We start from the raw sequence: 26012 nt of genomic DNA on the forward strand, positions 1-26012 counted from the left end.
AAAGTCATCACCTCCATTATGGCTGGGCGCTAAAAGTTTCCGTTCGGCATCCGACCCCGGGGTTTGTGATGATCACCATGTTGGGCGCGACCGCTCGTCGCCGGAATCTTTGCCGTCGCCACACAGGCGGCACTGGCCGACCGCACTGGTGAGATAGGTTAGCCAGTTACCGTCCGCGGGCCTGTCCCGCGCCGCATCCGCAGCTCGGCGATTCAGACGCGCGTTTGCTGTGGGTCGGGTAGCTTCTGTGCATGTTTGGCATCATCCGGCCCTGCCGTGATCGACTTGGCGGCGAGCTCGCAGCAGCCTGGACCGCCCAATTGTGCGGATTGTGTCTGACACTGCGCGACGACTACGGCCAGTCCGCGCGGATCGCCACCAACTACGACGGCCTCGTGGTCTCACTGCTGGTCGAAGCGCAGTCACCCGACCAGCCGACTCGACGCAAGGCCGGACCCTGTCCGGGCCGCGGCATGCGCCGGGCCGAGGTTGCCACCGGCGACTGCGCGCGACTGGCCGCCGTCGTGTCGCTGGCCCTGGCCGCGGCGCGGGTGCGCGATCATGTCGAGGACCACGACGGCATGGTCGGCGCCGTCGGCGTGCGACCGGCCGCACGGCGCATTGCCGAGCGCTGGGTACGCCAGGGCACCGACACCGGTCACGCCCTGGGATTCGATACCGGCGTGCTCGTTGCCGCGATGGACCGCCAAGCCGGGCTCGAGGCGACGGCCAGGCCGGGCAGCTCACTGCTGCTGGTGACCGAGCCCACCGAAACCGCGGTCGCCGAGGCCTTCGCACACACCGCGATCTTGGCCGGGCGCCCGGCCAACCAGGCGCCGCTGCGCGAAATCGGTCGGCTGTTCGGACGGGTGGCGCACCTGCTCGACGCCGTCGAGGATTACGACGACGACCTGGCGCGCGGTAAGTGGAACCCGTTGGCCGCCACCGAAACTCCGATGGAACAGGCCCGCGTCTTGTGCGACGACGCGGCGCTGGGCATCGAGCTGGCGTTGGCCGACGTGGAGTTCACCGACGGCCGGCTGGCCCACAAGCTGTTAACCCGCGAGGTGCGACGAGCGATCTCCCGCACCTTCAGTCGGTCCGGCCACCCCACCTGCGGCACACCGCACGGCCGGCAGGAACCCATCAACTTCGGCAACCAACCCGTCGGTGCTGGCTACCCGATCCCCGAGGGCGAAACCCCCAACCCCGGCGGAAAGAAGAAGGGCGGCCGCGGCGACGGCACCTGCATCTGCTGCTGCGATGGGTGCGACTGTTGCTGCGACTGCGGAGACTGCTGCGACTGCACATAGCGCCTCGAACTCGTTGCGCCATTACGTCTTCGTGACGTGTTTCGGCCCGCGCGGCTAGACACCGCCGCGTACGGCAGGATGGGCACGTGTTTGGGCTCGTCCTCATCGTTGCGCTCGTTTCCACCGTCATCGTGGGAACGGTGCTCGGCCGGCGCTATCGCGTGGGTCCCCCAGTGCTGCTCATTTTCCTCGGTTCGCTGTTGGGTCTGATTCCGCAGTTCGGCGGCATTCACATCAACGGCGAGATCGTGCTGCTGATCTTCCTGCCGGCGATCCTCTATTGGGAAAGCATGAACACGAGCATTCGCGAGATCCGGGCGAACGCGCGGATCATCGTGTTGCTGAGCGTGGCCCTGGTGATCGTCACCGCGGTCGCGGTGTCCTGGACCGCACGAGCGATGGGTATGGAACCCCACGCGGCAGCCGTGCTCGGCGCCGTGCTCTCCCCCACCGACGCCGCCGCCGTCGCCGGTCTCGCGAAACAATTACCCCGCCGATCCGTGACCGTGCTGAAGGGCGAAAGCATCATCAACGACGGGACCGCACTGGTCTTGTTCGCCGTGACCGTCCACGTCGCCATCGGCGGCGCCTCGATCACCCCGTTCGATTTGGTCCTGCGGTTCATCGGGTCCTACCTCGGCGGCATCGCCGCCGGCCTGCTGGTCGGCGGATTAGTGACCCTGGTGCGCAAGCGAATCGACGCGCCGCTCGAGGAGGGCGCCTTGAGCTTGCTGACGCCGTTCGCGGCGTTCTTGCTGGCCCAATCCCTCGAGTGCAGCGGTGTGGTCGCGGTCATGGTGTCGGCCCTGGTTCTCACCTACTCCGGACCATCGGTGATCCGGGCTCGTTCCCGGTTGCAGTCCTTCGCGTTCTGGGACATAGCGACGTTCCTGATCAACGGCTCCCTCTGGGTGTTTATCGGCGTCCAGATCCCCGGCGCGCTGCACGGTATTGGCGACGTCGACGGCGGACTTCGCCACGCCATCTGGCTTTCGCTCGCCGTCGCCGGTGTCGTCGTCGCGTCCCGCTTCTTCTGGGGCGAAGCCACCACTCTGGTGCTGCGCGTGGTGGATCGCCGCGAAATCCAACGTTCCCGTCGCACCACCTGGCGCCAGCGCGTCGTCACCGCCTGGGCGGGTTTCCGGGGCGCGGTCTCGCTGGCCGCGGCATTGGCCGTCCCGGCTCACACACTCAGCGGGGCTCCGTTCCCGGACCGCAGCCTGCTCATCTTCGTCGTGGTCGTCGTCATTCTGCTGACCGTCCTGGTCCAAGGCATCACGCTGCCCGCGGTCGTTCGCTGGGCGAACATGCCCGAAGACGTTGTTTACGCCGAAGAAGTGCAACTGGCGCGGTGCCGGGGTACGCAAGCCGCCCTTGACGCCTTGCCGGCGGTCGCCGCCCAACTCGGGGTCAGCGACGAGCTATTGGGCCGTATTCGTAAGGAATACGAGGAACACGCCGCGATCATCATGGCCAACGACGACGATTCCCGGGTGCACGGCCTGGCCAAACGCAACGAGCTAGTGCGGCAAGTGCGTCTCGGAGTACTCGAGCACAAGCGCCGGGAAATCCTGTCACTACGGAATCAGAAGATCATCGACGACATCGTGCTGCGCGAATTGCAGAGCGAGATGGACCTCGAGGAAGTGCAACTTCTCGACCACGCCGACAGCGAATAACCCGTCGGCCGGTGACCGTACAGTCGGCGGCATGCTGCAGACCGTTGCCATCCGCGGGTACCGCTCGCTGCGCGAGGTCATCCTGCCGCTGAGCCGGCTGTCGATCATTACCGGGGCCAACGGCGCGGGAAAGTCATCCGTCTACCGCGCGTTACGGCTGTTGGCGGATTGTGGCCGCGGCGAGGTCATCGGCTCGCTGGCCCGCGAGGGCGGCCTGCAATCGGTATTGTGGGCCGGGCCCGAGACCCTCGGTGGCGCCCGGCGCTCGCAGCTGACCGAGGGCACGGTCCGCAGCCGACCCGTATCACTCGAAATGGGCTTCGCCGCAGACGATTTCGGCTACCTGGTGGACCTGGGTATCCCGCAATCGGCCGGGCCGTCGGTGTTCGTCCGCGATCCCGAGATCAAGCGGGAGGTGTTGTTCGCCGGGCCGGTCCTGCGGCCCAGCGCGACGCTAGTTCGCCGGTCCCGGGTTTTCGCCGAAGCCGTCAACTCCGGCAACGGTTTTGACGAGCTGTGCCGGTCGTTGCCGTTGCACCGCAGCGTACTGGCCGAGTACGCCAACCCGCTAGCGCTTCCCGAACTCGCGGCCGTGCGTGAGCGGTTGCGCGGGTGGCGGTTCTACGACGGCTTCCGCGTCGACAGCGACGCCCCCGCCCGGCACCCGCAGGTCGGCACCCGCACGCCGGTGCTCGCCGATGACGGCAGCGACCTGGCCGCGGCGATTCAAACGATCCTCGAGTCGGGGGCCGATGAGCTAAGCCGGGTCGTCGCCGACGCATTCGACGGCGCGACAATCTCGGTTGCCATCCACGACGGCCTGTTCGACCTGCAACTGCGCCAGCGCGGCATGCTGCGGCCGTTGCGCGCGGCCGAGTTGTCCGACGGCACACTGCGGTTCCTACTCTGGGCCGCCGCGTTGTCGAGCCCGCAAGTGCCATCGCTGATGGTGCTCAACGAGCCGGAGACCTCGCTGCATCCCGACCTGGTGCGCCCGCTGGCCTCGCTGATCCGCGCCGCGGCGGAGCTGACACAGGTCGTGGTCGTCACGCATTCGCGGTCGCTGCTGGAGTTCCTCGACACCGTGCCGGTCGCAGAGGCCGATGAGGGCGGAGCCGTCGAGATCGAGCTCTACAAGGACTGGGGCGAAACCCGCATCACCGGCCAGAACCTGTTGACCACCCCGCCCTGGGACTGGGGCAAGCGCTAGAACAGCCGGCCTAACCCTTTGCGTGTGCATCGTCGCCGCCCTGGCCGCACACTCACCGCCCTGAACGCACACTGGACGCTAGCCGTAAGTTGCCCATCAGGCAATATTGCCCAGTAGGCAATATTCTCGTATGTTGGGAGCTATGACAGGATTGCGCGAGCGCAAAAAAGCCGACACCCGGCGCGCTCTCAGCGATGCCGCGCTACAGCTGGCGTTCGAGCACGGGCTGGAGAATGTGACGCGCGAAGACGTCGCCAATCTGGCGGGAGTCTCGTTGCGCACGTTCAATAACTACTTCGGCAGCAAGTACGAGGCGCTGGCCTACCGGCAGGCCGAACGCGTGCGACGCAGCATCGCCGTGCTGCAACAACGTCCCGCCGGCGAGCCGCTGTGGACCGCGCTCACCCACGCCGTGCTGGAACCGTTGGAAGAAGATTTCGGCGATGTGTACGGCGACGAGAACCGCGCACCCAGCCGCCGGCAACTCGTCGAGGTCCGCAAACTCGTCATGCACCCGCAGGTCCGAAACTCGGTGCCGCATAACCTGTTCGATGGAATGCTCCAAGCGATTGCCGAGCGCACCGGCACCGACCCGGACCGCGACCTGTATCCACGATTGGTGATGGCCGTCGTACGCGCCATCGGCGATGCCGCGGCGGACGCCTATGTGCGGGCAGACCCTCCGATCGCGATCACCGCACTAATCCGCGAGGGCTTCGCCGGCGTCAGCGCCGGGCTGCCCGAACCGTCCAGAAAGAAGACCCTCCATGACTGACGAACACGCCGACGTCGTCATCGCCGGCGCCGGACCCAACGGCCTGCTGCTGGCCTGCGAGCTCGCGCTGGCCGGGATACGGCCCGTCGTGCTCGACCAACTTCCCGGCCCTAGCGCCGAACCCAAGGCCAACGGCCTTGTCGGACAGGTGGTTCGCGCGCTGGACATGCGCGGGCTGTATCGGGCGTTCACCGGCGACGAGGACCCGCCGCGGCCCGTCCCCGGCGGCAGATTCGCGGCCATGACCCTGAACTTCCTCGACGTGCCGGACAATCCGATGTACATGCTGCGCATGCCGCAGCCTCGCCTGGTACGGCTGCTGGAGAAGCGGGCGCGCGACCTCGGGGTCGACCTGCGCTGGGGCCACACGGTCGTCGACGTACAGCCGGGGCCGGAATCCGTTGCACTGCAAATATCGTCGCCAGAGCGAGACTACGTCGTCGCCGCCGAATATGTCGTCGGCGCCGACGGGGGCCACAGCCTGGTCCGCAAGACACTGGGCATCGACTTCCCCGGCAGCACCGCCCCCACGGTAAGCCGGATCGCCCATGTGCACATCCCCGACCAGATGCATCGCCCCGACGGGAGCATCGACATACCGGGATTCGGCACGCTGCCGTTTGGGCACACCCGACTCGATCGCGGCGGCATCATCTACGCCGAGTTCGAGCCCGGCCGATCGCTGCTCGGCACCATCGAATTCTGCCCGCCCGTCGCGGAGGTGCCGATGAGCCTGGCCGAACTGCGCGACAGCGCCAATCGCATACTCGGCGTGGATCTTTCGTTTGAGGAACCGATAGGTACCGGGCCGCACGCCCTGCGCCGGATCAACGGACAGAACACCCGCATCGCGCAGCGCTATCGCGACGGTCGCGTCTTTCTGCTCGGCGACGCCGCCCACGTGCACAGCCCGCTCGGCGGTCCCGGGCTGAACCTGGGCCTGCAAGACACGATGAACCTCGGCTGGAAGCTGGCAGCCCACATCAACGGCACAGCGCCCGCCGGATTGCTCGACACCTACCAGTCCGAGCGCTACCCGGTGGGCCAGCGCGTCATGATGCACTCGCTGTCACAGACCGCGTTGATGGCTCCCGGGCCCGAAGTCACGGCATTGCGAACGCTGTTCGGCGAGATGTTCACCGTCCCGGAAGTGCAAAAACGTATGGCCGCGCTACTGGCCGGCTCCGACGTGACGTACGACGTGGGTGACGATCATCCGCTCTCGGGCCGCCTCGTGCCCGACTTGACCCTTGATGACGGCCGACGGATCGCCGAACTCCTGCACGACGCCCGCCCGGTGCTGCTCGACCTCGACGGGAGCGCCGGGCCAGCACTGCACGGCTGGACCGATCGCGTCGACACCGTCAGCGCCTCGATGGCCGACCGGCCCGCCGCGGGGCTGCTGATCCGGCCCGACGGCTACATCGCCTGGGCAGCAGATACATTCGGGCCAGCCGAGGAAGCCGGCCTGCGCGCCGGGCTACAGCGCTGGTTCGGGGATCCTCGCGCAAAGTAGCGTCACCGGCCAGACTGGCCTATATGAATTCCACGAACCCCGGTAAGCTCGTACGCAGCGCGCAAAAGGTCGTCGACGTGTTGTCGGCGCAGGGCGTCGAATACGTCTTCGGAGTGCCGGGCGCCAAGATCGACGCCGTGTACGACGCACTGCTCGACGGCGGACCGCAGCTGGTGGTGTGTCGCCACGAACAGAATGCGGCGTTCATCGCCGGTGCGATCGGCCGCCTCACCGGTACTCCGGGTGTCGTGCTGGTGACCTCCGGGCCGGGAACCACGAATCTCGTTACCGGCCTGCTGACCGCGAACACCGAACAAGATCCCGTGGTCGCGTTGTGCGGGGCGGTCGGCCGCAAGGACCGGCTCAAGCGCACCCACCAGTCGATGGATGCCGCGGCGCTGCTGAGAACAGTCACCAAGTTCACCGGCGAGGTCAACGACCCCGACAACGTCGCCGAGGCCGTCGTCGGAGCCTTCCGCGCCGCCGTTAGTGAGCCGCGTGGCGCCGCCGCGGTCGTCCTGCCCGCCGACGTGCTGGCCACCCCGACCACCGCGGGAATCACCGCTCGGGTGCCGATCCCGCCACTGTCAAGTGCACCGGCGGCGGCGATTGCGGGGGCCAGCCAGCTGATCCGCGCCGCGCGACGGCCAGCAGTGCTGGTCGGAATCCGCGGCGCCGATCCGGAGAGCTGCACCGCCCTGCGTCACTTGGTCGCCGCCACCGGCCTACCCGTCGTGGAGACGTTCCAAGCCGCGGGCGTGATCTCCCGCGCACTGGAGGACAATTTTTTGGGCAGGGTAGGTCTTTTCCGCAACCAGCCCGGCGACGTCATCGTCGCCCGCTCCGACGTCTTGATCACGATCGGATACGACTCCGTCGAATACGATCCCGTGCTCTGGAACAACGACGTTGAGCGCACCATCATCCACATCGACTCGCTGCCCGCCGAGATCGACAACCACTATCAGCCGACCCGCGAGCTGCTCGGCAACGTCGCGGCCACTCTCGACGCGCTGACCGACAACCTCGCCGGCCTCGCCCTGACGAACGAGTATCGCTCCGACATCGCCGAACAACGAAACGCCTTGGATGAGATCGATATAGCCGAATGTGATCACCAACCCGACGGCCCGGAGCTCAATCCGGTTGCCGTGTTACTACGGCTCCGCGAAGAACTCGGTGACGAGGCCACGATTGCCTGCGACGTCGGCTCGGTCTACATTTACCTGGCCCGTCATTTCCGCGTCTACGAGCCGCGACGGCTGCTCTTTTCCAACGGCCAACAAACCTTGGGTGTCGCGTTGCCCTGGGCGATGGCCGCGTGCCTGGCCCGGCCCGGCACACCCGTGGTCTCCGTGTCCGGCGACGGCGGATTCCTCTTTTCCGCACAAGAACTCGAGACCGCAACCCGTCTCGGGTTGAGCTTCACCCACATCGTGCTGCGTGACAACAGCTACGACATGGTCGGATTCCAAGAGATCCTGAAGTACGGACGCAAATCCGGTGTACAGCTTGGCGACTACGACATCGTCTCTTATGCAGCGTCATTCGGCGCCCACGGCTACCGCGTCAAGACACTCGACGAATTCGGCGCCACCCTGCGCCAAGCGCTGGTGGAGGAAGGCCCTTCCCTGATCGACGTCCCCGTCGATTACAGCCGCAACACCGAACTCGCCGCGCACCTGCACGACGACACATTCGAATAAGCCGGAAAGGCCTTGCCACGATGAATGCCAGATCGGGTGCACACGACCACTTCCGTCACTGGGCTGCAACGCTTCTCGCGCATCAGCGAGCCGCTTCCGGCGAGGAGGCCGAGGTATATCAGTTCTCGACGATCAGCGCCCTCCTCGAAGGCGTCTACGACGGCGACGTGACCGTCGCCGAGATTCTGCGGCACGGCGACTTCGGTTTGGGCACCTTCAATCACCTCGATGGTGAGATGGTCATCATCGACGGCATCTGCTATCGCTTGCGTGCCGACGGAACCGCCACTCGCGCAGCGCCCTCCGATCGCACACCGTTCGCGGCGGTGACCCGATTTCACGGCGATTTCGAGATCGACATCCAAGATTCCACCAACCAGTCGGAGGTACTCAACGCGATCGACCACAGAATCGAAAGTGCCAACCTGATCTACGCGATCCGCGTCACCGGACAGTTCTCCGACCTGCACACCCGCACCGTCATGGAGCAGCATCCGCCCTATCCGCCACTGACGAAAGCGACCGAAGGCCAGGCCGAAACCCGATTCACCGACGTGGCCGGTGTTCTGGTCGGCTTTCGCACCCCGCAGTTCCAACAGGGAATCTCGGTGGCCGGGTATCACCTGCACTTCCTCGACAGTGATCGCACAAGCGGCGGCCATGTCCTCGACTTCACCCTCGAGCAGGGAAAGGCCGCGGTGAGCGCTGCATCGCAACTGCATCTGAGCCTGCCGACCTCCGGGGCGTTTCTCGACGCGCGCCTTTCCGGAGATGACCTCTCCGAGCAAATCAGCAAAGCCGAAGGCGGCCAGGGCAACCAGGATGGCCGCTAAGCAGCGGAATTCATAGACTGTTAAGGCACATGTCAGGTCTGCATAGTTGAGTGCACACAAGCGCCGCGTGTCCTCAGCGTATGCGCGTTGTTCAGGTCGCCAACTTCTATGGCCCTCGGTCCGGCGGCCTTCGCACCGCGGTCGATCGATTGGGCGCGGAATACAGCGCCAACGGCCACGAAGTGTTTTTGATCGTTCCCGGTCCGCGCGCGGAGCGTACGCTGCTGGCGACCGGTGTGGTGCGAATCACTATGCCCGCCTGGTTGATTCCCTTCACCGCTGGTTACCGCGCGGTGATGCCGGGTCCCGTCAAGGCGCTGCTGGAGGCACTGCAGCCCGACGCATTGGAAGTTTCCGACCGACTCACGCTGCGATCGCTGGGGCGGTGGGGCCGCGAACACGGCGCCACGACGGTGATGATTTCGCATGAGCGCCTGGATCGCCTTGCCGGTCAAGTACTTCCGCGTCGACCCGCGCGCAGCCTCGCCGACTTTGCCAACGGCCGCACTGCCGCCGACTACGACACCGTGGTGTGTACCACCGGATTCGCGCGCGAGGAGTTCGACCGCATCGGCGCGAAGAACGTCGTCACCGTACCCCTGGGCGTCGACCTGAAGACCTTCCATCCGAACCGGCACTCTCCCCTGGTTCGCCGGCAATGGGCCACTCCGAAGCAGCTCCTGCTGGTCCACTGCGGCCGGTTGTCGGTCGAGAAGCGGGCCGACCGCAGCATCGACGCGCTGGCGGCGTTGTGCGATTCCGGCGTGGATGCCCGACTGGTCGTCATGGGCGAGGGACCCATGCGGGCCAAGTTGCAACGACAGGCCACCGGGCTGCCGGTCGACTTCACCGGGTTCGTCTCCGACCGCGACAGCGTCGCCGGGCTGCTGGCCTCGGCAGACGTCACCCTGGCACCGGGACCGCACGAAACGTTCGGCTTGGCCGCGCTGGAATCGCTGGCATGTGGCACCCCGGCCGTGGTCTCGCGTACCTCCGCGCTCACCGAGATCATCACCCCGGACAGCGGAGCCTCGGCCGACAATCACCCGGAGGCCATCGCCAGGGCGGTCGGCACCGTCATCAGCCTGCCCGAATATCACCGCCGGACCAGCGCGCGACGCCGCGCGGAGAACTTCACCTGGCAGCGGGCCGCGGCCGGCATGCTGGCAACGCTGGGACCCGTAATCGCCGGCCCGGACGACGATTCCGAGCACACCGCATAGCTCCCCAGGACCGTACGCCGCTGTTTGCTGGGCGGAAACGCTTTCCCACCGGCGACTAGGCTCGTTGAAGACAACGAGGAGGCAAACCGGTGGATGCGCGCGACCAGGTGCTGATCACCGCCACGGAGTTGGCGGACCTTATCGAGGCCGGCGACCAACTGACCATTTTGGACGTTCGTTGGCGACTCGACGAGCCCGATGGACGGGCCGCCTACCTGGACGGTCACCTCCCCGGCGCGGTGTATGTGTCACTCGACGAGGACCTCAGCGATCACACGGTCACCGGACGTGGGCGTCACCCACTGCCCTCGGGACGAAGCCTGGAGGCCGCCGCACGCCGCTGGGGTATCGGGCAAGACTCGTTGGTCGTGGTCTATGACGACTGGAACCGAGCGGGCTCAGCGCGGGCATGGTGGGTGTTGACCGCGGCCGGGCTAACGAATGTCCGCATCCTGGACGGCGGCCTGGGCGCATGGCGGGCGGCTGGACGAAGTCTCGAGACGGGCGCGGTCACCCCGCCGGCGGGGAATGTGACTGTGCCCCATGATGATTTGTATACGGGAGCTCGCCGCACCCTGACCGCCGAACAAGCCGGCGCGGGTGCCGTGACGCTGCTCGATGCGCGTGCCCCGGAACGTTATCGCGGTGACACTGAACCCGTCGACGCTGTCGCGGGCCACATCCCCGGCGCGCGGAACCTGCCCAGCGGCTCCGTGCTGGCCGCCGACGGCACCTTTCTCGGCAACTACGCGCTCGCCCAGCAGTTGTCCGACCGCGGCATCGACTGTGCCGGGCCGTTGGGCGCCTACTGCGGCTCCGGCGTAACCGCCGCCATCGTGATCGCGGCGCTCGCGGCGACGGGTTGCGAGGCGGCACTGTACCCGGGGTCGTGGTCCGAGTGGTCGTCGGATCCGAGTCACCCCGTCGCTCGCGGTCCCGAATAGCGGCGGAGTCAGCCGCCGGACCAGCTCTGCAGAAACGCCGCCGTTACTCGCGCGGCGTTGGCCGCGGCGACCTTGTGGTAGACGAAGAACTGAAAGGGGAAGCCGGGCAGGCGAAGCGGATCCCCCGGACCGTCGGAGATGCCGCGGATTCCCAGGAAGGGAATTCCGTGCGCGTCGGCGACGGCCTGGGCCGCCGCGGTCTCGCTGTCCGTCGCCACGAAGGCCGGGTCCGCCGCCGAGGCGATATGCGCGTTGCCGATCAGCCCGTGCCGTAGCCACGGCCACGCCGTCTGAAAGAAGTTGCCGGTGTGGAAAAGTGAGCGACATCCGAGAAGCGATCCAACGCCGCCGCGGTGGTCTCGGTAGCGTTCACCATGCCGATGCCGGTCATCGCCACGACGACTTTCTTGCCGCCCTGCCAGTATCGTCCTTTTCCCTCGCTAGGGGTGGCCACGGGCTAGTCTCAGTGCGCGACAAAGGAGTTTGCTCATGCTTGAGGTAATCGAAAAGGGACCGGGCCGCGATTCTGCAAAACCCCCGGTGCTTTTTGTGCACGGCGCCTGGCACGGAGCCTGGTGCTGGGACGAATATTTCTTGGACTTCTTCGCCGAGAAGGGCTATCGAACGGTGGCGTTGAGCCTCCGCGGCCATGGAAACAGCACCGCACCAAGGTCCATGCGATGGTGTTCCATCGCGGACTTCGTTGACGACGTCGAAGCGGTCGCCAACGGCCTCCCCGAACGCCCGGTCGTAGTCGGTCACTCCCTGGGCGGCTTCGTCGTGCAAAAGTACCTGGAATCCCACCACGCCCCGGCCGCCGTGCTGCTCGCATCCGCGCCCCCGAGCGGGATTACCGGATTCTTGCTGCGCAGGTTCAAACGACACCCGTGGCACACCGCGGCGGCGCTGGCCAGAACGAGGTCGTTGCGCGGCGTCGGCGGCACACCCGAGTTAGCCCGAGAAACCTTCTTCTCGGCATCGACTCCGGACGCCGACGTGGCGCGCTACACCGCGCTGCTCTGCGAGGAGTATGCGGTGAGGATCGCGAGTGACATGGTGTGGCAGAGCCTGCCCAAACCGCACCTCGTCACCGCACCGCTATTGGTTCTCGGAGCCGACGAGGACGTCTGCTTCACGCGACAAGAGGTCCATTCCACCGCAGCGGCGTATCGGACCGAGGCGGAGTTCTTCCCCAACATGAGCCACGACATGATGCTCGATCCCGGGTGGGCCTCCGTGGCCGACCGCATCCATAGGTGGCTCGAAACGCTTGCCGCACAGGGTGAGTCAGCGTCACCGCGTACTGCACGGCAGGCGCTTGATGCCGTGGAAGAACGACGAGCGTAGCCGGTCGGGTGGCCCGGTGACCGTCAGTCCCGGCACGTTCGGGTACAGCTCTTCGAGCATGACGCGCAGTTCCAGACGGGCGAGCTGAGCGCCGAGGCAAAAATGCACTCCGCCGCCCCCGAATGCGGCGTGACCGGCATCGGGGCGAGCGACGTCGAACTCGTCGGCTCGATCGAACACCTCCTCGTCGCGATTGGCCGACAAGTAGTGCAGCAACACCCAGTCCCCCGCGGGGATGTGCTGCCCACGGATTTCGACGTCGCGGGTGACGGTACGACGAAAGTGCATGACCGGCGTGGCCCAGCGCAGCAGTTCCTCCACCGCCGTCTTGACCGCGCCGAGATCACCGGCAAGCACGGCCTGCTGCTCGGGATGTTCGGATAGCGCCAGGATGCCGTGGCTCAGGGTGTTGCGGGTAGTTTCGTTGCCGGCAATCGCCAGCAGCAGGAAGAACTCGTTCAGCTGGTCGCGATTGAGCTTTTCGCCGTCAACCTCGGCGGCCAGCAGTGCCGACAAGATGTCGTCGGTGAGCCCGTGCTTGCGCCGGTGTGCCACCAATTCACCGCAGTAGGCGAACATTTCGGCAGCAGCCTGTCCGAGTGCTTCCGGCGTGGGCGCGTAGTCGGGGTCTTCGATACCGAGGCTTCCGATCGCGTTGCTCCAGCGGAAAACTTCCATCCGGTCTCCGGCGGGCACCCCGAGCACGTCGGCGATCACCTGCAGCGACATCTCCGCGGAAATGTCTGTCACGGCGTCGAATTCACCCTTGGCGGTGATGTCGGCGACGATGTCTCGGGCCACTTTGCGCATGTGCGGTTCCAGGCGCTGCACATTGCGGACGGTGAAGCCCTGATTGATCAGCTTGCGGTAGTGGACGTGCCGGGGTGGGTCGATACCCGGTAGCAGCGCGGAGTTCGGTCCCGCCTCGACCTCGACCAAGGTGTTGCCCTTGCTGCTGGTGAAGGTGTCGGTGTCGCGGCTGACCAGTCGCACGTCGGCATGCTTTGTCAGCAGCCATGCCCTGGGTAACCCAGGTAGTTGCACCGGGTGTACCGGTGAGCCCACCCGTAACCGGGCCAACGCATCGAACGGGGCTCCGGCGACGAAGGTGTCGGGGTCGAGTACCGAAGCGGCATCGCGGTCGAAAACTGTCTGCTGGTTCTCGACGACCAGCGATCCCACCACGTTCGGCTTCGGGATGTTCATCGCCTCGCTCATTCCTCCCGTGCGGATGACTTGATCCCGGCGACGATCACGTCCAGCCCGGCGCGAAAGTGTGTTGTAGTCTGGCGTCTGCCGCGCGATGTGGCGCCGGCCGAGCGTGCTTCCTCCAGAGTTATCGAACCCAACAGGTAGGTGTACAACACCGTATGGGCGGCAGCCGCAGCGGCTTTCGCGAGTCCGGCCTCGGCGAGCAGGCCCCGGCTGTGCCGATCGAGCCGACGGGCGGGCTCGTTGCCGGTACCGGTTTGCAGGATGCCCGCGACGCCGGGCACACCGAGGATCATTTCCCGTGCAGCACAGTACAGCTCGATGAGCCTGGTGTCCCACGGCCCGGCGTCCGGGAGCGGTATTTCCGCCAGCACGGACTCGGCAACCAGCTCGAGTGCCGTCTGCTTATTGGGGACGTGGTAGTACACCGAGGGCACGGCGGCGCCGAGTTCGGACGCGAGCTCGCGCATGGTCACCCGCTGCAGGCCCACGCGCTTCGCCAAATCACGCAACGCGACAATCACCTCCTCGCGATCCAGCCCGCCGTAAGCGCGGCGCGCTCCGGCCGGCGTCGTGACCTGATTCCCGGTGGCTACCACTACGTCATTCCTCCGTTAGATTCGATCAGCGCTAAAAAATGATTCGAGCATCGTTAGAATCTACCCGGTATCGAGCCGCCCGAATCAAATGAGTCCGCTATGTAATATTTGCGCAATGACAGGCCGGCTCGAGGGCAAGGTGGCGATTATCACGGGGGCAAGCACCGGCCTGGGACCGATTCTGGGATCGGTGTTCGTCCGCGAAGGCGCGCGGGTACTGCTCGCCGCTCGGCGCGAAGAGCTGGTCCGCGAAGCCGCGGCCACGGCCGGCTCCGGCGCGATCGCGATGCGGGCGGACGTCACGGATGAGGAAGACGTCGCCGCCATGGTGGCACGCGCGGTCGATGAGTTCGGGCACGTCGACGTCCTGTGCAACAACGCGGCGGCGCCGGGACAAGACCGCTGGATCTGGGAGCAGACCCTCGACAATTGGAATGCCACCATCGCCATCGACGTTACCGCCGCGATGCTGTGCACCCGCGAAGTGCTCAACCAGTCGATGCTGCAACGCCGGCGCGGAGTCATCCTGAACTTCTCCTCCACCGCGGGCTACAACGGCATGGTCCGCAAGACCCATTACGTCACCGCGAAGGCATCGCTGCGTGCTTTCACGAAGACCGTTGCGCTCGAGGTCGGCCCATACGGCATCCGGTGTAATTGCATCGTGCCGGGCATCATCGACACCGACCTATGGCGCAATTGGCTGCAACGCACGGCCGACGAGCAGGGTATCGAGGTCGCGGATCTACGCGCAAAGTCCCTGAAACGCCTGGCATTGCAGGATGTTTCGTCGCCTGACGATGTGTCCAACCTGGCGTTGTTCTTGGCCAGCGACGAGAGCCGCACCATCACAGGGCAATCGATCCCTGTCGACGCCGGAGGATACATGCAAGGATGAGCACCCCCCGCGCAAAGCTGTCGGTGTCCACACCGGTGGTGATCACAATGCCCCAGATCAGTGCCGCCTGGGAGAAGGACGCTTCGATCGAGGACCTGGCTCAGATCGCTGAAGCGGCCGACCGGCTGGGCTACCACCACTTGACCTGCAGTGAGCACGTCGCATTACCGGCAGTACTAGAACAGCAGCACCGCGGCACCCGGTACTGGGACCCGCTGGCGACGTTGGGCTACCTGGCCGCGCGCACACAGCGAATACGGCTGGCTACCAACGTGTTAGTACTCGCCTACCACCACCCGCTGGAAATCGCCAAGCGTTACGGCACGTTGGACAAGGTCAGCAACGGCCGTCTGATTCTCGGCGTCGGCGTCGGGAGTCTGAAAGAGGAGTTCGACCTGCTCGGGGCTCCGTTCGACGATCGAGGGCCGCGCGGCGACGACGCGCTGCGGGCGCTGCGCGCATCCTTGTCGGTTTCCGAACCCGCCTACCAGGGCGAGTTCTATTCGTTCGGTGGCATGGTCGTCGACCCGTGTGCGGTCCAGGATCGCGTACCGATCTGGATCGGTGGGCGCACCCTGCGGTCGCTGCGCCGCGCGGCAACCTTGGCGGACGGGTGGGCGCCTTTCAATGTGACACTGCACCAGGCCCGGGAATGGTTGGGACGCTTCGAACTTCCGGCCGGATTTGAGGTGGTGCTGCCGCCGCCGAAACCGCTGGACCCGATCAATGATGCCGACCGCACCCGCGAAGTGCTCGCCGATACCGCTGCGCACGGCGCCACCATCATCAGCGCCTGGTTCACCCATACCTCGGCGCAGCACTATGTAGAAAATCTGCACGCCCTGGCCGAGCTTCATTCGCCTGGCGTCGAAGGCTCCGTGTGATCCGAGTCAAGGCAGGCATTTTCAGCCTCACCGGACCGACCGACGACGAAAGCGGTTATCTGCGTTGGCACCTGCTCGATCACATGCCGGAGCAGTATCAACTCCCGGGTATCGTGCACGGGTTGCGCTGGATCGCAGACGGCGATTACCTCAACCATCGCCTTGCGGCTCAGGGGCCTCTCGGCGAGGTCGGCAACGTCGTGCACTATCTGGTCAGCGATCCCGTCGAAGAAACCTTCGACGACTTCGTGACACTGGGGCGCGCGCTGCGGGAGAACGGTCGTTTTCCCGTCGCACGGCCGCTACTGCAAATCGCGGGGCTGCGCCTACTGCAATGGGACTCGTCGCCGCACGCGCTCATTTCCGCCGAGGTGGTGCCATTCCGGCCGCACCGCGGAATTCTGTTGATCGTCGAGGAGCCCACCGACGGCCGCTCGAACGAATGGCTGCAATGGCTGCACGCCGAACACGTTCCGGCCCTGCTGGCCACACCCGGCACAGCGGGCGCATGGACATTCGGTTCGAGCACCGGGTGGAGCCAGGTACCCCGCGGATGGCGAGCCGACCATCAATACATCACCGTCGTCTACCTCGACGGCGACCCGCTCAGCACGACGGCCGCCCTGGCCCCCCTCGTCGAAGAACGCTGGCGATCGCAAGCGGTGCGACCCGTATATGCCGGTCCGCTGCGCACGATGATCCATTGGGAAGCCTGGCCGTAGCCCAAAGTGGTCCGGCGCGCGCTGGGCAACACCGTCGCGGCTACGGTAAGGCACGGGACTGCGGCGGCCTGCCGAAACATCTTGTAGGAGGACATGCGATGAAAGCTCGGCGGCGAATTGGCCCCCGTGTTGCCGGGTTCGGCGTGGTCGTGTTGGTGGCCGGCGCCTCGGCCTGTTCCGGCAACGGCGGCAAACCCGCGTCCCCCGCCAGCTCGGGTCCAGCACCCTCGAGCACAACCGTGATGCTCGACCAGCACTCGCACACGATTACCGCCAAAGTCGACTGCGTCAGTTCGGCCGCGGCACCGCACGCAACGCCACCGGAGTCCGGGGACTTGACGACCCGCATCAACGTTCACGATGATGCGGCGTCGGTGTCCTTCGCGTTGTCGGACGAAAAACCGCCAAGCGTTGACGGCTTTGCGATCTCATTGAAGGTCGGAGACGGGCAGTACCAGCTGCCGTATCAACCGACTCAGTCCGCGAACCAGGTGCTGGTAACCAAAGAAGGCAATAAATACACGATCACCGGCAGCGGTCAGGGGACCATGCCCGGCCAAACCGGTATGCGACAGATCACATTCGGGATACACCTGACCTGCTCGTGAACGCGCGCTTGGCGAAACGCCGGTTGTCTAACCACGATCGCCTCTGAGATGCTGGCAGCTTGGACATCTTCGCGGAGTGGCAAGACGGCGGTACCGAACTTCGCTGGCGGTCGACTACCGACGCCAACAAGGGGCAAGAAGTCGGGGTGTTCAGTCGCCGCTGCGGCACGGCCGGGGCGCCGCCGCTCGTGCTTGTTCATGGCTTCCCGACGTCGAGCATCGACTACTTCGACCTCGCGCACGAGCTGAGGTCCGATTTCGACATCTACCTGTTGGACTTTCCGGGCTACGGGTTGTCGGACAAGCCGCCGTCGCCGTACGTCTATTCGTTGTACGACGACGCGCGTCTGCTCGTGCATGCCATCACCGACGTGTGGAAGCTGACGGGGTTTCGAATGCTCACCCATGATCGCGGCAGCAGTGTCGGCATGATCGCGCTGGGCATGTTGGCCGCGCTGGACCCGCCGGCCGTCCCTCTGGACTTCATCGTGACGAACGCCAACATCTACCTTCCGCTGGCGAACCTCACGCTGTTCCAAACCGCACTGCTTGATCCGGAAACGGGACGAGCGACCGCGGAAGCGACCACGCCGGAGACCTTGGCGGCCGGCATGGGGGCCAGCACGTTCATGCCGAGAAGAAAATTGGCGGACCCTGAAATCACCGCGCTGGCCAAGTGCTTCGCGCACAACGACGGAATCCGGGTGCTGCCGGACACAATCCAGTATCTGCACGAACGCGCCACAGACGAAATCAATTGGCTTGAAGCACTTTCCAGTAGCGACATCAACACCACCGTCGTGTGGGGACTGCATGACAGCGTCGCGCCACTGCGCGTCCCGAACCACGTCTGGCAGACGTACCTCAAGACCAAGCCGGGTCGAAACCGCTACTGGGTCGTTCCGGGCGCCGATCACTACGTTCAATGCGATGCTCCGCGGCAGTTGGCTCAGGTCGTTCTTCTCACAGTCCAAGACGAAGACATCTCGTTACACACGCTCGGCAACCAGCCCGACGGCGCGGTTCTCGTGGATCAAACCATTCTCTAAGCATTACACTCGCCGGCTTTGCCGAACCATGGTTATGTCGCGAGTATGACGACGGACTCTGCAGACCGACGCTGGCTGACTCGCGGCGTGGGAGCCGTCGGAGCGACGAGCTTTTCTCCGATGCGAGCCACGAGGTAACGACGTCGGTATTGCCGACATTTCTCACCGGGACACTGGGCGCATCCGCCGCGGCCCTCGGCGTGGTCGACGGGATCAGCGACGCCTTGATTAGGGTGATGAAACTGGTCGGCGGACCGCTCGCGAATAACCCCAAACGTCGGGGACGGATCGCGTCCGGCGGCTACCTGGCTACGGCATTGGCGACCGGAGCGATCGGCGTGACCGCGACGGTGTGGCAGGCGGGGGTCTTTCGCGCGCTGGCCTGGATGTCTCGGGGCGTGCGGTCGCCCTCGCGCGACGCCTTGCTGGCATCCCTGAGCCCAGAATGGGTGCGCGGCAGAATATTTGGGCTCGAGCGTGCCGGTGACAACCTCGGGGCGGTGGTGGGCCGATTGCTGGCTGCCGCCGTCCGAATGCGCGGCTGGCCGCACACTCGAGTCCGAACGCGCGGCTGGCCGCGCACTCGAGCAGCAGGGGTCGTGAGTTGTCGCCGTCATCGTCGTCGGACACTGGTGGACGGCTCGGTCTTTGCGCCCCATCTGGCCACGAAACTGGGCGGCTATGTGACGGCGGGGCCGACGAAGACCCATACCTCGGCACACCCAACCAACCGCGCTAGGCGGTCACGCGTCTGTCTTCGAAAGGGCCTCGGGCAGCACGACCTCACCGACGCGCTTGAGGTACGGCCATGCCACATCCGGTGGCAGCCCGCCGCACAACGGCGACAGATTGAGCACCTGACCCGCTTTAACCCGCGAAACCGCCTCCGGCACAGAGATAATGATGTGCGAACTGGGCGCGGCGCGCAGCTCGTCGACGGTGTTCACGTGGCTGAAGCCGGCCGTCGTCTCGTCGCCGGGGTTCCACGCCGCATAGGTCCGCACGTCGTGCAGCAGGTGCTCGCCGATCTCTTTCCACGCCTGGTCCACGTCATCGGCGACGAACACGACCGAGGGGGTGTCACGGCTGGGGAACATCGTCGTCCCCGGCTCGTGGCCGTGCTCGCGGCACGCCTCCTCGTAAGCCTCCCGGATGCCGGGGGCGTTGGCGTTGCCCAGCATGCCCAGGCCGTACCTGCCGGCCCGACGGGCTGCGGCCAACGTGCCGCCACCCCACATCATCGACGGACCACCCGCGGTCAGTGGCGCGGGCGTCACGTTGATCCGGCGCCCGTCTTCTTCGACGGTTCCTTCGGCCAGCAGTCGGCGCAGCAGCCCGAGCTTTTCGTCGGCAATCCGGCCACGCTTTTTGATTGCCAAGCCGAAGTGCTCGTACTCCTCGGGCCGATACCCGAGGGCGAGGGTGTACATGGCCCGCCCGCCACTGAGGATGTCGAGCACCGACATGTCCTCGGCCAGCCGGACGGGATCGTAGAACGGCAGAATCAGGATCAGGTTCATCGCCAGCCGCTGCGTGCGCGCCGCAATCGCCGGCGCCAGGATCATCGGCGATGGCAGATAGCCGTCCTCGGATCCATGGTGCTCGCACAGCACGGCGGCTAGGCCGCCGTGATCTTCTGCCCAGGAGCACATTTCGGGCACCGCGGCATACAACGCCGCCGGAGGTGCGCCCCACGACGGGGCACGCATATCGAAGCGCAGTGTGTACAAGGCGACTCCTAGGTGGCCTAATCTTTGTGAGGTACGTTACACGTTCAGTCGAAGGCGTAAAGCGGCAGAGTCGTCGGGGCGGCTTAGTCTGCGGGAGTGACGTTTAATCCACTCGAGGAGCTCGCGCTGCCGCAGCTACAGCTGCGCACCAGCCTGAAGTGGCGGACACACCCCGCTGACGTCCTGCCGCTGTGGGTCGCCGAGATGGACGTCAAACTGCCGCCCACCGTTGCCGACGCGCTACGGACCGTGATCGACAACGGCGATACCGGCTATCCGTCGGGCTCCGCGCTCGCCGAGGCGGTCGGTGAATTCGCCTCGCGGCGTTGGCAATGGCACGATTTCGACGTCAGCCGCACGACGATCGTTCCCGACGTGATGCTCGGCATCGTCGAGGCGCTGCGCCTTGTCACCGACCCCGGCGACGCCGTCGTCCTCAACCCGCCGGTGTACGCGCCGTTCTACGCATTCGTAACACATTCGGGCCGTCGAGTGATCGAGGCACCACTCGATGCCCAGGGCCGAATTTCGTTGGAAGCATTGGAGGAAGCCTTCACGCGTGGGCGCGCATCGGGCCGGAAGGTCGCGTACCTGTTGTGCAATCCGCACAATCCGACAGGGACGGTGCACGCATTCGATGAATTGCGCGGCGTGGCCGAATGTGCCCAGCGGTCGCGGGTCCGGGTGGTGTCGGACGAGATTCACGCACCGGTGGTCTTGCCGGGATCGCGATTCACCCCGTACCTGACTGTCCCCGGCGCCGAGAACGCCTTCGCGCTGACCTCCGCTTCGAAGGCGTGGAATCTTTCCGGACTCAAGGCGGCCCTGGCCATCGCCGGGCCCGAGGCGGGCGCCGATTTGCACCGGATGCCGGAGGAGGTCAGCCACGGGCCGAGCCACCTGGGCATCATCGCGCACGCCGAGGCGTTCCGGAGTGGTGACGAGTGGCTCGACAGTCTGCTGCAGGGTCTGGACGCCAACCGCACATTGCTCGGAGACCTGATCGCCGAACACCTACCGGAAGTGAAATACCAAGGCCCGCAGGGCACTTACCTGGCTTGGCTCGATTGCCGGCGGCTCGGCTTTGCCGAACATGCCGCGGACGGCCTCCCGGTGGTGGCTGACCTGTCCGGGCCGGCTCGCTGGTTTCTCGACCACGCCCGTGTCGCGCTGAGCTCCGGCCACGTCTTCGGCGCCGGCGGACCTGGTCATGTGCGTCTGAATTTCGCAACCTCGCAAGCTATTCTCAGCGAGGCCATATCGCGCATGGGCCGTGCGCTTGCCAACGCCCAGTAGCTCTGGATCACAAAGCTTTTCGGCTGTACGGGGATATCTTCGGCACCGCGGCCCAGATTATGGAAGCCCTCGGCCGGTTTCTTGAGGCCGAGCGGGATGGACACCGAATTCAACTCGAACTTCGCCGTCATACCCAGCCGGCCAGTTCGAGGTCGCGCTTTACCCGTGGCTCAGCAACCTCGCCTTCGTGCGCCACGAACTTGAGCGACAGGCTGTCGAGCTGGGCACAGCTGGCGCACTCGCACGCGATGTCGGCTTTGATCCGCTGCCGCCGGGCGAGGAACGACTGGCGCATATCTGCAAGACGGCGCGACGAATGGCCATGAGTTAGCTACTTTAGTGGCCTGCCAGCTTATCTCCCACGAAAATCTCGTACTGGACGAAGTGCCCTCGCGGAGAGAGGCTTGCAGGGGTGCCCGTTCACCGGAGGAGCTGAATATGGATGTGCTGCGAACCCCGGACTCCCGATTCGAAAACTTGGAAGGCTATCCGTTCGTAGCGAATTACATTGACGTGGCGGCGACCGACTCCCCGCCGGTGCGCATGCACTTCCTCGACGAGGGACCGGCCGATGGGCCCCCGATCGTGCTGCTGCACGGCGAGCCCACCTGGAGCTACCTGTACCGCACGATGATTCCACCGCTGGCTGAGGCGGGAAACCGCGTGCTCGCGCCCGACCTGATCGGGTTCGGCCGGTCCGACAAGCCCAGCCGGATTGAGGATTACACCTACCTGCGGCATGTCGAGTGGGTGACGGCATGGTTCGAGCGCCTCCGACTGAAAGAAGTGACGCTGTTCGTCCAGGACTGGGGATCACTGATCGGTCTGCGCATCGCCGCCGAGCACGGCGATCGGATCGCGCGCGTGATCGTCGCGAATGGTTTTCTTCCGACAGCCGAGCGCCGCACCCCTGCCGCTTTCCGCGCGTGGCGGGCCTTCGCGCGCTACTCCCCCGTGCTGTCCGCCGGCCGCATCGTCGCGACCGGCACCGTCCGCAGGGTTCCGCCCAAAGTGCGGGCGGGCTATGACGCACCGTTTCCGGACAAGACCTATCAAGCCGGAGCCCGCGCGTTTCCACAGTTGGTACCGACCACGCCCGAGGATCCAGCTGTTCCGGCCAATCGGGCGGCCTGGGAGGCCCTGGGAAGGTGGGAGAAGCCCTTTCTTGCGCTCTTCGGAGCGCGCGACCCCATCCTCGGGCAGGCCGACCGGCCCCTGATCAAACATGTCCCCGGGGCCGCCGGCCAGCCACATGCCCGCATCAGGGCCGGCCACTTCATCCAAGAGGACAGCGGACCGGAGCTGGCTGAGCGTGTCCTCTGCTGGCAGAAAGCCCAGCTATGAAACCGTCACCGGGTGTTGGCAAGTCGCGCAACGCCGCGCATGACCGCTCTGCTGACCGCGTGACGCACCTGATCGAGCGTTGAGCCGGCGGCCGGCGGTGCCGCCGTCCCGAGACGGGGAAACAGTCGCAACGCATTGGTGCGCTCGATCGCCGTGCGGGCGTCGGCGCCGAGGCCGGGATAGGTTTCCAGGCCGGCGGCGAACAGTTTGCCGGCTACGACCGGGGCGAATGGCCAGTCAGAACCGAAGGTCACATGTCCGGGCTTGGCGAACGCCAGCAGGCTCGGCAGGGCCGCGGCACTCGACGACAACGCGGTGTCGAAGTAGAAACCGGTGAAGTCGTCCAAGATGTCAGTCACGCCGCGCCCGGTGTCGCCCATGATGGCAACGGCCATCCGGTGCGAGGCGTAGGGCACGAATCCACCCGCGTGGCTCAGGACGAACTTGATGTGGGGGTATTTGCGGCATATTTCGTTGCGGACAAGCAGAAAAGCCGCGCGGGTCGTATCGAGCAGAAAGTCGGCGGCGAACGGCGGGACGCCGTCCACGGCGGCCCCGGGTAGTTCGCCGGGGTGGATGAAGACCACCGCCGAACGCGCATCCAATGCGGCAAAGAGATCGTCCTGACCCTCCTGGCCGAGGTAGGTCCCCGCGCTGTTGGCGAGCAGCACAACCCCGTCTGCGTGCAGTTCGTCGAGCGACCTGACAGCCCCGTCGACGGACTCTTTGATGTGGGGCATCGGGATGGTCGCGAAGAATCCGAAACGATCACGTTGCGCCGCAACGACATCAGCGAGGTAGTCATTGATATCGCGGGCGAGTGTAGCGGCGTCGTCCGGACCGGTCAGGATTGTGGTGCCCGGCGTGGAGACGGACAGAATCGCGGTGGCGACGCCGAGTTCGGCCATCGTCGCCAATGAGGCCTCCGGGCTCCACCCCGGCATGGCACGACCACCGGCCTCGTCAATACCCGCTTTCCGCAACAAGTCTCGGTAGAAGGACGGGATGGCGTGGTGGTGGGTGTCGATCCGCAGCATCGTCGCTCCTTGCGTGGTTCGGGTCGGTTGCCTAACTCATACCTTTGTCACCACTCGCCCCGAGTGCAACGATCGGCATATGGACATGATGACGATGGGCCTGATGGGTACGGTCGTGGGTGCATCGGCCGTGGGCATCGCGGGCGTCGCGAAGTCGGCCGCCGACAATCTGCTGCCCGGGATGGTGGGCCACTCCCACAACAAGCACCAGACGAGGATCCACCTGCACTCACGCCGCTGCGATGCCGTCCAACAATGGCGGATCGGCTTGGCGCAGGCACGAGACGCCTACCGCCAGTGGGAGTGCGGACCTCGCGCCGACGGTCCGCCGAACGTCGTAGGCGATGAGTGGTTCGAGAGCCTACGTCCGCACCTGCCCGTTACCGGCGAAGCGGCGAAATTCCGCGCAGCTCACGAAGTTCACTGCGATAACCCGACTCTCACGCTGCTTTCGCTCGAGATCGGACGGGTCGAAAACGAGTGGGCAGAAGAGGTAAAGGGCCGTAGGCGCCGTCGGCGAGACCACAAAGCATGATCGAAACATATTGCCCGCCTGCCGATCTCGACCTCAATGCCGCGGCTAACAGCGGGACGGCGAACGCGTCAGCCCGTCACGGCGAGGACAGCTTCCGCGAGCTCGGGACGGCACACCACCAGATCGGGCAACTTCGGATCGGCCTGGTTGTAAAGCAGTGCCGATCCGTCGACGCGGGAGGTATGCAAACCGGCCGCTCGAGCCACCGCCACGGGGGCCGCCGAGTCCCACTCGAACTGCCCGCCCGCATGCACGTAGACGTCGGACAAGCCCTGAACGATTGACGCGACCTTGGCTCCGGCCGAACCCATTTCGACGAGCGTGCCGTCCAACGCGTCGCGAACCGCCAACGCGATGGCCGGCGGCCGGGTGCGGGATACGACGATGCGCGGCTTGGTCGGCGCGGCGGGAGGCGCTGCAACCTGCGGGGTCGCCAGTGCGACCCCCTGGGCCGGCAGCGCCACGGCACCGGCGATTAACTCGCCGGCCTGCCAGAGCGCGACGTGCACCGCCCAGTCGTCGCGCCCGAGCTCGGAGAATTCCCGCGTCCCGTCAAGCGGGTCGACGATCCACACCCGCTCGGAGCGCAGTCGCACCGGGTCGTCGACACCCTCCTCGGAAAGCACCGCGTCCTGGGGCCGCTCCGCGCCGAGCGCTTGCGTCAGAAAGTCGTGAGATCGCTTGTCCCCCGCCGCTTTCCGCTCGCTCGCATCGGCGTCGGCGAATTCCTCTCGCACCCTGAGCAACAGCTGCCCCGCCTCGGTGGCCAAGCGCGCGGCCAGCGCGTGGTCATTCATCGGTTACCCCTAACACGTCGCGAGAGCCTCGATACTTCCTTATGTTGGTAGCGTTGACCGAATTTACCGTGCCTCGATGCCCGGGCCGCTGGCACCCTGCCATACGACTTCTGACATAACCTGGAGAACGTGAGCGGCAACGTCTTCTCGCCGGACGGGTTGAGGCACATTCCGCGGGGGCGGCTAACGGTGATCGGCATCGTCGTGGCCCTTCTGGTGGTCGGTGTGCTGATCTTCGTCGGAGTGAAACTGACCAACAGCCAGCACGGCTCGTCGGCCCAGTCCACCAGCCAACCACTGGCGCCGCCGGACAGCTACGCCATTCCGGGCTGCTACAACCCCGCGGTCCAACCGAGCCCGCGTCCGAAAAAGCTCAACGTCCTGGGGTGCGCGAGCGTTGCCGTTGCGCTGCAAGACATGTCATGGAGTTCGTGGGGACCGCAGGGCGCCGATGGAACCGGCACCGCCGTTTTTAAGTTGTGCGATCCGAATTGCGCGGCGGGCTACCAACTCACGGAACCGGTCGTCGTGCATGCGTGGAACGCGCAGAAGCCGCGGTCGGATGCCATCTGCCAGCCCGGCCTCAAGATCTTCGGCGACATGATCTTGGCCTTCCCCAAAGGCGTGCCGCCGCCCAACGCGCAACAAATCGACACCCAGTACAACGGGATGCCGGCGGTGCACTACGTCAACTACTCGCCCAGCAACACCCGCGAAACCGAATTCATCGGCTACACGTTCTGCAACTGAGCAGC

General features: G+C 65.8%; 26 protein-coding genes and 2 pseudogenes. 20 read left to right on the plus strand and 8 right to left on the minus strand.

What is annotated here, in order from left to right:
• Positions 1-251 precede the first annotated feature (251 nt).
• From OK015_RS18495 to OK015_RS18535, 9 genes are all read left to right on the plus strand, one after another.
• Complete coding sequence (locus OK015_RS18495; RefSeq protein ID WP_268125213.1) at positions 252-1313, plus strand: DUF5685 family protein; 1062 nt, start codon at positions 252-254, stop codon at positions 1311-1313.
• A gap of 86 nt (positions 1314-1399) precedes the next feature.
• A complete protein-coding gene (locus OK015_RS18500) occupies positions 1400-2992 on the plus strand; it encodes a Na+/H+ antiporter (RefSeq protein WP_268125215.1) in 1593 nt (530 codons plus the stop codon).
• A 31-nt stretch (positions 2993-3023) separates the two neighbouring features.
• Positions 3024-4202 (plus strand): AAA family ATPase, encoded by a 1179-nt coding sequence (locus OK015_RS18505; RefSeq protein WP_268125217.1) that lies wholly within the window; start codon positions 3024-3026, stop codon positions 4200-4202.
• Positions 4203-4344: 142 nt separating this feature from the next.
• Positions 4345-4977, plus strand: coding sequence for a TetR/AcrR family transcriptional regulator (locus OK015_RS18510; RefSeq protein ID WP_268125219.1), 633 nt, complete (start codon positions 4345-4347; stop codon positions 4975-4977).
• Positions 4970-6493 (plus strand): FAD-dependent monooxygenase, encoded by a 1524-nt coding sequence (locus tag OK015_RS18515; protein ID WP_268125221.1) that lies wholly within the window; start codon positions 4970-4972, stop codon positions 6491-6493. Before OK015_RS18510 ends, OK015_RS18515 begins: the two co-directional genes overlap by 8 nt.
• A 23-nt stretch (positions 6494-6516) precedes the next feature.
• Positions 6517-8199, plus strand: coding sequence for an acetolactate synthase AlsS (alsS, locus tag OK015_RS18520; RefSeq protein WP_268125223.1), 1683 nt, complete (start codon positions 6517-6519; stop codon positions 8197-8199).
• Between the two features lie 20 nt (positions 8200-8219).
• Positions 8220-9032 carry an acetolactate decarboxylase gene (gene budA, locus OK015_RS18525; RefSeq protein WP_268125225.1) on the plus strand — a complete coding sequence of 271 codons (813 nt, stop codon included), beginning with the start codon at positions 8220-8222 and terminating at the stop codon, positions 9030-9032.
• Between the two features lie 80 nt (positions 9033-9112).
• Positions 9113-10255, plus strand: a complete 1143-nt coding sequence (locus OK015_RS18530) for a glycosyltransferase (RefSeq protein ID WP_268125227.1) — start codon at positions 9113-9115, stop codon at positions 10253-10255.
• An 89-nt stretch (positions 10256-10344) separates the two neighbouring features.
• Positions 10345-11199, plus strand: coding sequence for a sulfurtransferase (locus OK015_RS18535; RefSeq protein ID WP_268125229.1), 855 nt, complete (start codon positions 10345-10347; stop codon positions 11197-11199).
• Between the two features lie 8 nt (positions 11200-11207).
• On the opposite strand, the gene OK015_RS18540 is transcribed toward OK015_RS18535, so the two are convergent.
• Positions 11208-11417, minus strand: a complete 210-nt coding sequence (locus OK015_RS18540; RefSeq protein WP_268125231.1) for a hypothetical protein — start codon at positions 11415-11417, stop codon at positions 11208-11210.
• Between the two features lie 41 nt (positions 11418-11458).
• Entirely contained in the window at positions 11459-11653 is a 195-nt protein-coding gene (locus OK015_RS18545; RefSeq protein WP_268125233.1) for a hypothetical protein, read from the minus strand.
• Positions 11654-11688: 35 nt separating this feature from the next.
• Between OK015_RS18545 and OK015_RS18550 the strand changes: the two genes are divergently transcribed.
• On the plus strand, positions 11689-12546 hold the full coding sequence (locus OK015_RS18550) for an alpha/beta hydrolase (RefSeq protein WP_268125235.1): 858 nt from the start codon (positions 11689-11691) through the stop codon (positions 12544-12546).
• Here the strand turns inward: OK015_RS18550 and OK015_RS18555 are convergent.
• Together OK015_RS18555 and OK015_RS18560 are read right to left on the minus strand one after the other, a co-directional pair.
• Positions 12493-13752: a cytochrome P450 gene (locus tag OK015_RS18555; RefSeq protein ID WP_268125237.1), complete on the minus strand. Its 1260-nt coding sequence runs from the start codon at positions 13750-13752 to the stop codon at positions 12493-12495. The genes OK015_RS18550 and OK015_RS18555 overlap by 54 nt on opposite strands.
• Positions 13753-13760: 8 nt before the next feature.
• Positions 13761-14357, minus strand: a complete 597-nt coding sequence (locus tag OK015_RS18560) for a TetR/AcrR family transcriptional regulator C-terminal domain-containing protein (protein WP_268125239.1) — start codon at positions 14355-14357, stop codon at positions 13761-13763.
• Between the two features lie 115 nt (positions 14358-14472).
• Between OK015_RS18560 and OK015_RS18565 the strand changes: the two genes are divergently transcribed.
• The 6 genes and pseudogenes from OK015_RS18565 to OK015_RS18590 all read left to right on the plus strand — a co-directional run.
• Positions 14473-15255 carry an SDR family NAD(P)-dependent oxidoreductase gene (locus tag OK015_RS18565; protein ID WP_268125241.1) on the plus strand — a complete coding sequence of 261 codons (783 nt, stop codon included), beginning with the start codon at positions 14473-14475 and terminating at the stop codon, positions 15253-15255.
• A complete protein-coding gene (locus tag OK015_RS18570) occupies positions 15252-16139 on the plus strand; it encodes an LLM class F420-dependent oxidoreductase (RefSeq protein ID WP_268125243.1) in 888 nt (295 codons plus the stop codon). Before OK015_RS18565 ends, OK015_RS18570 begins: the two co-directional genes overlap by 4 nt.
• The gene (locus OK015_RS18575) at positions 16139-16861 is read left to right on the plus strand and encodes a hypothetical protein (protein WP_326498553.1); all 723 of its coding nucleotides are present in this window, start codon (positions 16139-16141) and stop codon (positions 16859-16861) included. Before OK015_RS18570 ends, OK015_RS18575 begins: the two co-directional genes overlap by 1 nt.
• A gap of 98 nt (positions 16862-16959) precedes the next feature.
• Positions 16960-17469: a lipoprotein LpqH gene (locus OK015_RS18580; RefSeq protein ID WP_268125247.1), complete on the plus strand. Its 510-nt coding sequence runs from the start codon at positions 16960-16962 to the stop codon at positions 17467-17469.
• A 59-nt stretch (positions 17470-17528) separates the two neighbouring features.
• The gene (locus OK015_RS18585; protein WP_268125249.1) at positions 17529-18518 is read left to right on the plus strand and encodes an alpha/beta fold hydrolase; all 990 of its coding nucleotides are present in this window, start codon (positions 17529-17531) and stop codon (positions 18516-18518) included.
• A gap of 149 nt (positions 18519-18667) precedes the next feature.
• A pseudogene (locus OK015_RS18590) lies at positions 18668-18988 on the plus strand (MFS transporter); the annotation flags it as partial.
• A gap of 273 nt (positions 18989-19261) precedes the next feature.
• Here the strand turns inward: OK015_RS18590 and OK015_RS18595 are convergent.
• Positions 19262-20248 (minus strand): LLM class flavin-dependent oxidoreductase, encoded by a 987-nt coding sequence (locus OK015_RS18595; RefSeq protein ID WP_268125251.1) that lies wholly within the window; start codon positions 20246-20248, stop codon positions 19262-19264.
• Positions 20249-20344: 96 nt separating this feature from the next.
• Between OK015_RS18595 and OK015_RS18600 the strand changes: the two genes are divergently transcribed.
• A complete protein-coding gene (locus OK015_RS18600; protein ID WP_268125253.1) occupies positions 20345-21544 on the plus strand; it encodes a MalY/PatB family protein in 1200 nt (399 codons plus the stop codon).
• A 136-nt stretch (positions 21545-21680) separates the two neighbouring features.
• Here OK015_RS18600 and OK015_RS29275 read toward each other — a convergent pair.
• Positions 21681-21851: pseudogene (locus OK015_RS29275) on the minus strand (DUF2652 domain-containing protein); the annotation flags it as partial.
• Between the two features lie 131 nt (positions 21852-21982).
• On the opposite strand from OK015_RS29275, the gene OK015_RS18610 reads away from it, so the two are divergent.
• Positions 21983-22888: a haloalkane dehalogenase gene (locus OK015_RS18610; protein WP_268125257.1), complete on the plus strand. Its 906-nt coding sequence runs from the start codon at positions 21983-21985 to the stop codon at positions 22886-22888.
• A 5-nt stretch (positions 22889-22893) separates the two neighbouring features.
• On the opposite strand, the gene OK015_RS18615 is transcribed toward OK015_RS18610, so the two are convergent.
• Positions 22894-23925: an amidohydrolase family protein gene (locus tag OK015_RS18615; protein WP_268125259.1), complete on the minus strand. Its 1032-nt coding sequence runs from the start codon at positions 23923-23925 to the stop codon at positions 22894-22896.
• 79 nt (positions 23926-24004) lie between these two features.
• Between OK015_RS18615 and OK015_RS18620 the strand changes: the two genes are divergently transcribed.
• Positions 24005-24460 (plus strand): hypothetical protein, encoded by a 456-nt coding sequence (locus OK015_RS18620; RefSeq protein ID WP_268125261.1) that lies wholly within the window; start codon positions 24005-24007, stop codon positions 24458-24460.
• A gap of 68 nt (positions 24461-24528) precedes the next feature.
• On the opposite strand, the gene OK015_RS18625 is transcribed toward OK015_RS18620, so the two are convergent.
• Positions 24529-25257 (minus strand): 3'(2'),5'-bisphosphate nucleotidase CysQ, encoded by a 729-nt coding sequence (locus OK015_RS18625; RefSeq protein ID WP_268125263.1) that lies wholly within the window; start codon positions 25255-25257, stop codon positions 24529-24531.
• Positions 25258-25446: 189 nt separating this feature from the next.
• On the opposite strand from OK015_RS18625, the gene OK015_RS18630 reads away from it, so the two are divergent.
• Positions 25447-26007, plus strand: a complete 561-nt coding sequence (locus OK015_RS18630; RefSeq protein ID WP_268132884.1) for a hypothetical protein — start codon at positions 25447-25449, stop codon at positions 26005-26007.
• The last annotated feature ends 5 nt before the right edge of the window (positions 26008-26012 follow it).

The sequence above is a fragment of the Mycobacterium sp. Aquia_216 genome (assembly GCF_026723865.1).
In the GTDB taxonomy this organism is placed as follows: Bacteria; Actinomycetota; Actinomycetes; order Mycobacteriales; family Mycobacteriaceae; genus Mycobacterium.

Bases quoted from the DNA above. Each gene is read 5' to 3' on its own strand.
- OK015_RS18510 (WP_268125219.1), top strand. From the start codon at position 4,345: ATGACAGGATTGCGCGAGCGCAAAAAAGCCGACACCCGGCGCGCTCTC.
- alsS (WP_268125223.1), top strand. From the start codon at position 6,517: ATGAATTCCACGAACCCCGGTAAGCTCGTACGCAGCGCGCAAAAGGTC.
- OK015_RS18530 (WP_268125227.1), top strand. From the start codon at position 9,113: ATGCGCGTTGTTCAGGTCGCCAACTTCTATGGCCCTCGGTCCGGCGGC.
- OK015_RS18565 (WP_268125241.1), top strand. From the start codon at position 14,473: ATGACAGGCCGGCTCGAGGGCAAGGTGGCGATTATCACGGGGGCAAGC.
- OK015_RS18505 (WP_268125217.1), top strand. From the start codon at position 3,024: ATGCTGCAGACCGTTGCCATCCGCGGGTACCGCTCGCTGCGCGAGGTC.
- OK015_RS18555 (WP_268125237.1), bottom strand. From the start codon at position 13,752: ATGAACATCCCGAAGCCGAACGTGGTGGGATCGCTGGTCGTCGAGAAC.
- OK015_RS18615 (WP_268125259.1), bottom strand. From the start codon at position 23,925: ATGCTGCGGATCGACACCCACCACCACGCCATCCCGTCCTTCTACCGA.
- OK015_RS18550 (WP_268125235.1), top strand. From the start codon at position 11,689: ATGCTTGAGGTAATCGAAAAGGGACCGGGCCGCGATTCTGCAAAACCC.
- OK015_RS18570 (WP_268125243.1), top strand. From the start codon at position 15,252: ATGAGCACCCCCCGCGCAAAGCTGTCGGTGTCCACACCGGTGGTGATC.
- OK015_RS18495 (WP_268125213.1), top strand. From the start codon at position 252: ATGTTTGGCATCATCCGGCCCTGCCGTGATCGACTTGGCGGCGAGCTC.
- OK015_RS18620 (WP_268125261.1), top strand. From the start codon at position 24,005: ATGGACATGATGACGATGGGCCTGATGGGTACGGTCGTGGGTGCATCG.
- OK015_RS18515 (WP_268125221.1), top strand. From the start codon at position 4,970: ATGACTGACGAACACGCCGACGTCGTCATCGCCGGCGCCGGACCCAAC.
- budA (WP_268125225.1), top strand. From the start codon at position 8,220: ATGAATGCCAGATCGGGTGCACACGACCACTTCCGTCACTGGGCTGCA.
- OK015_RS18625 (WP_268125263.1), bottom strand. From the start codon at position 25,257: ATGAATGACCACGCGCTGGCCGCGCGCTTGGCCACCGAGGCGGGGCAG.
- OK015_RS18580 (WP_268125247.1), top strand. From the start codon at position 16,960: ATGAAAGCTCGGCGGCGAATTGGCCCCCGTGTTGCCGGGTTCGGCGTG.
- OK015_RS18610 (WP_268125257.1), top strand. From the start codon at position 21,983: ATGGATGTGCTGCGAACCCCGGACTCCCGATTCGAAAACTTGGAAGGC.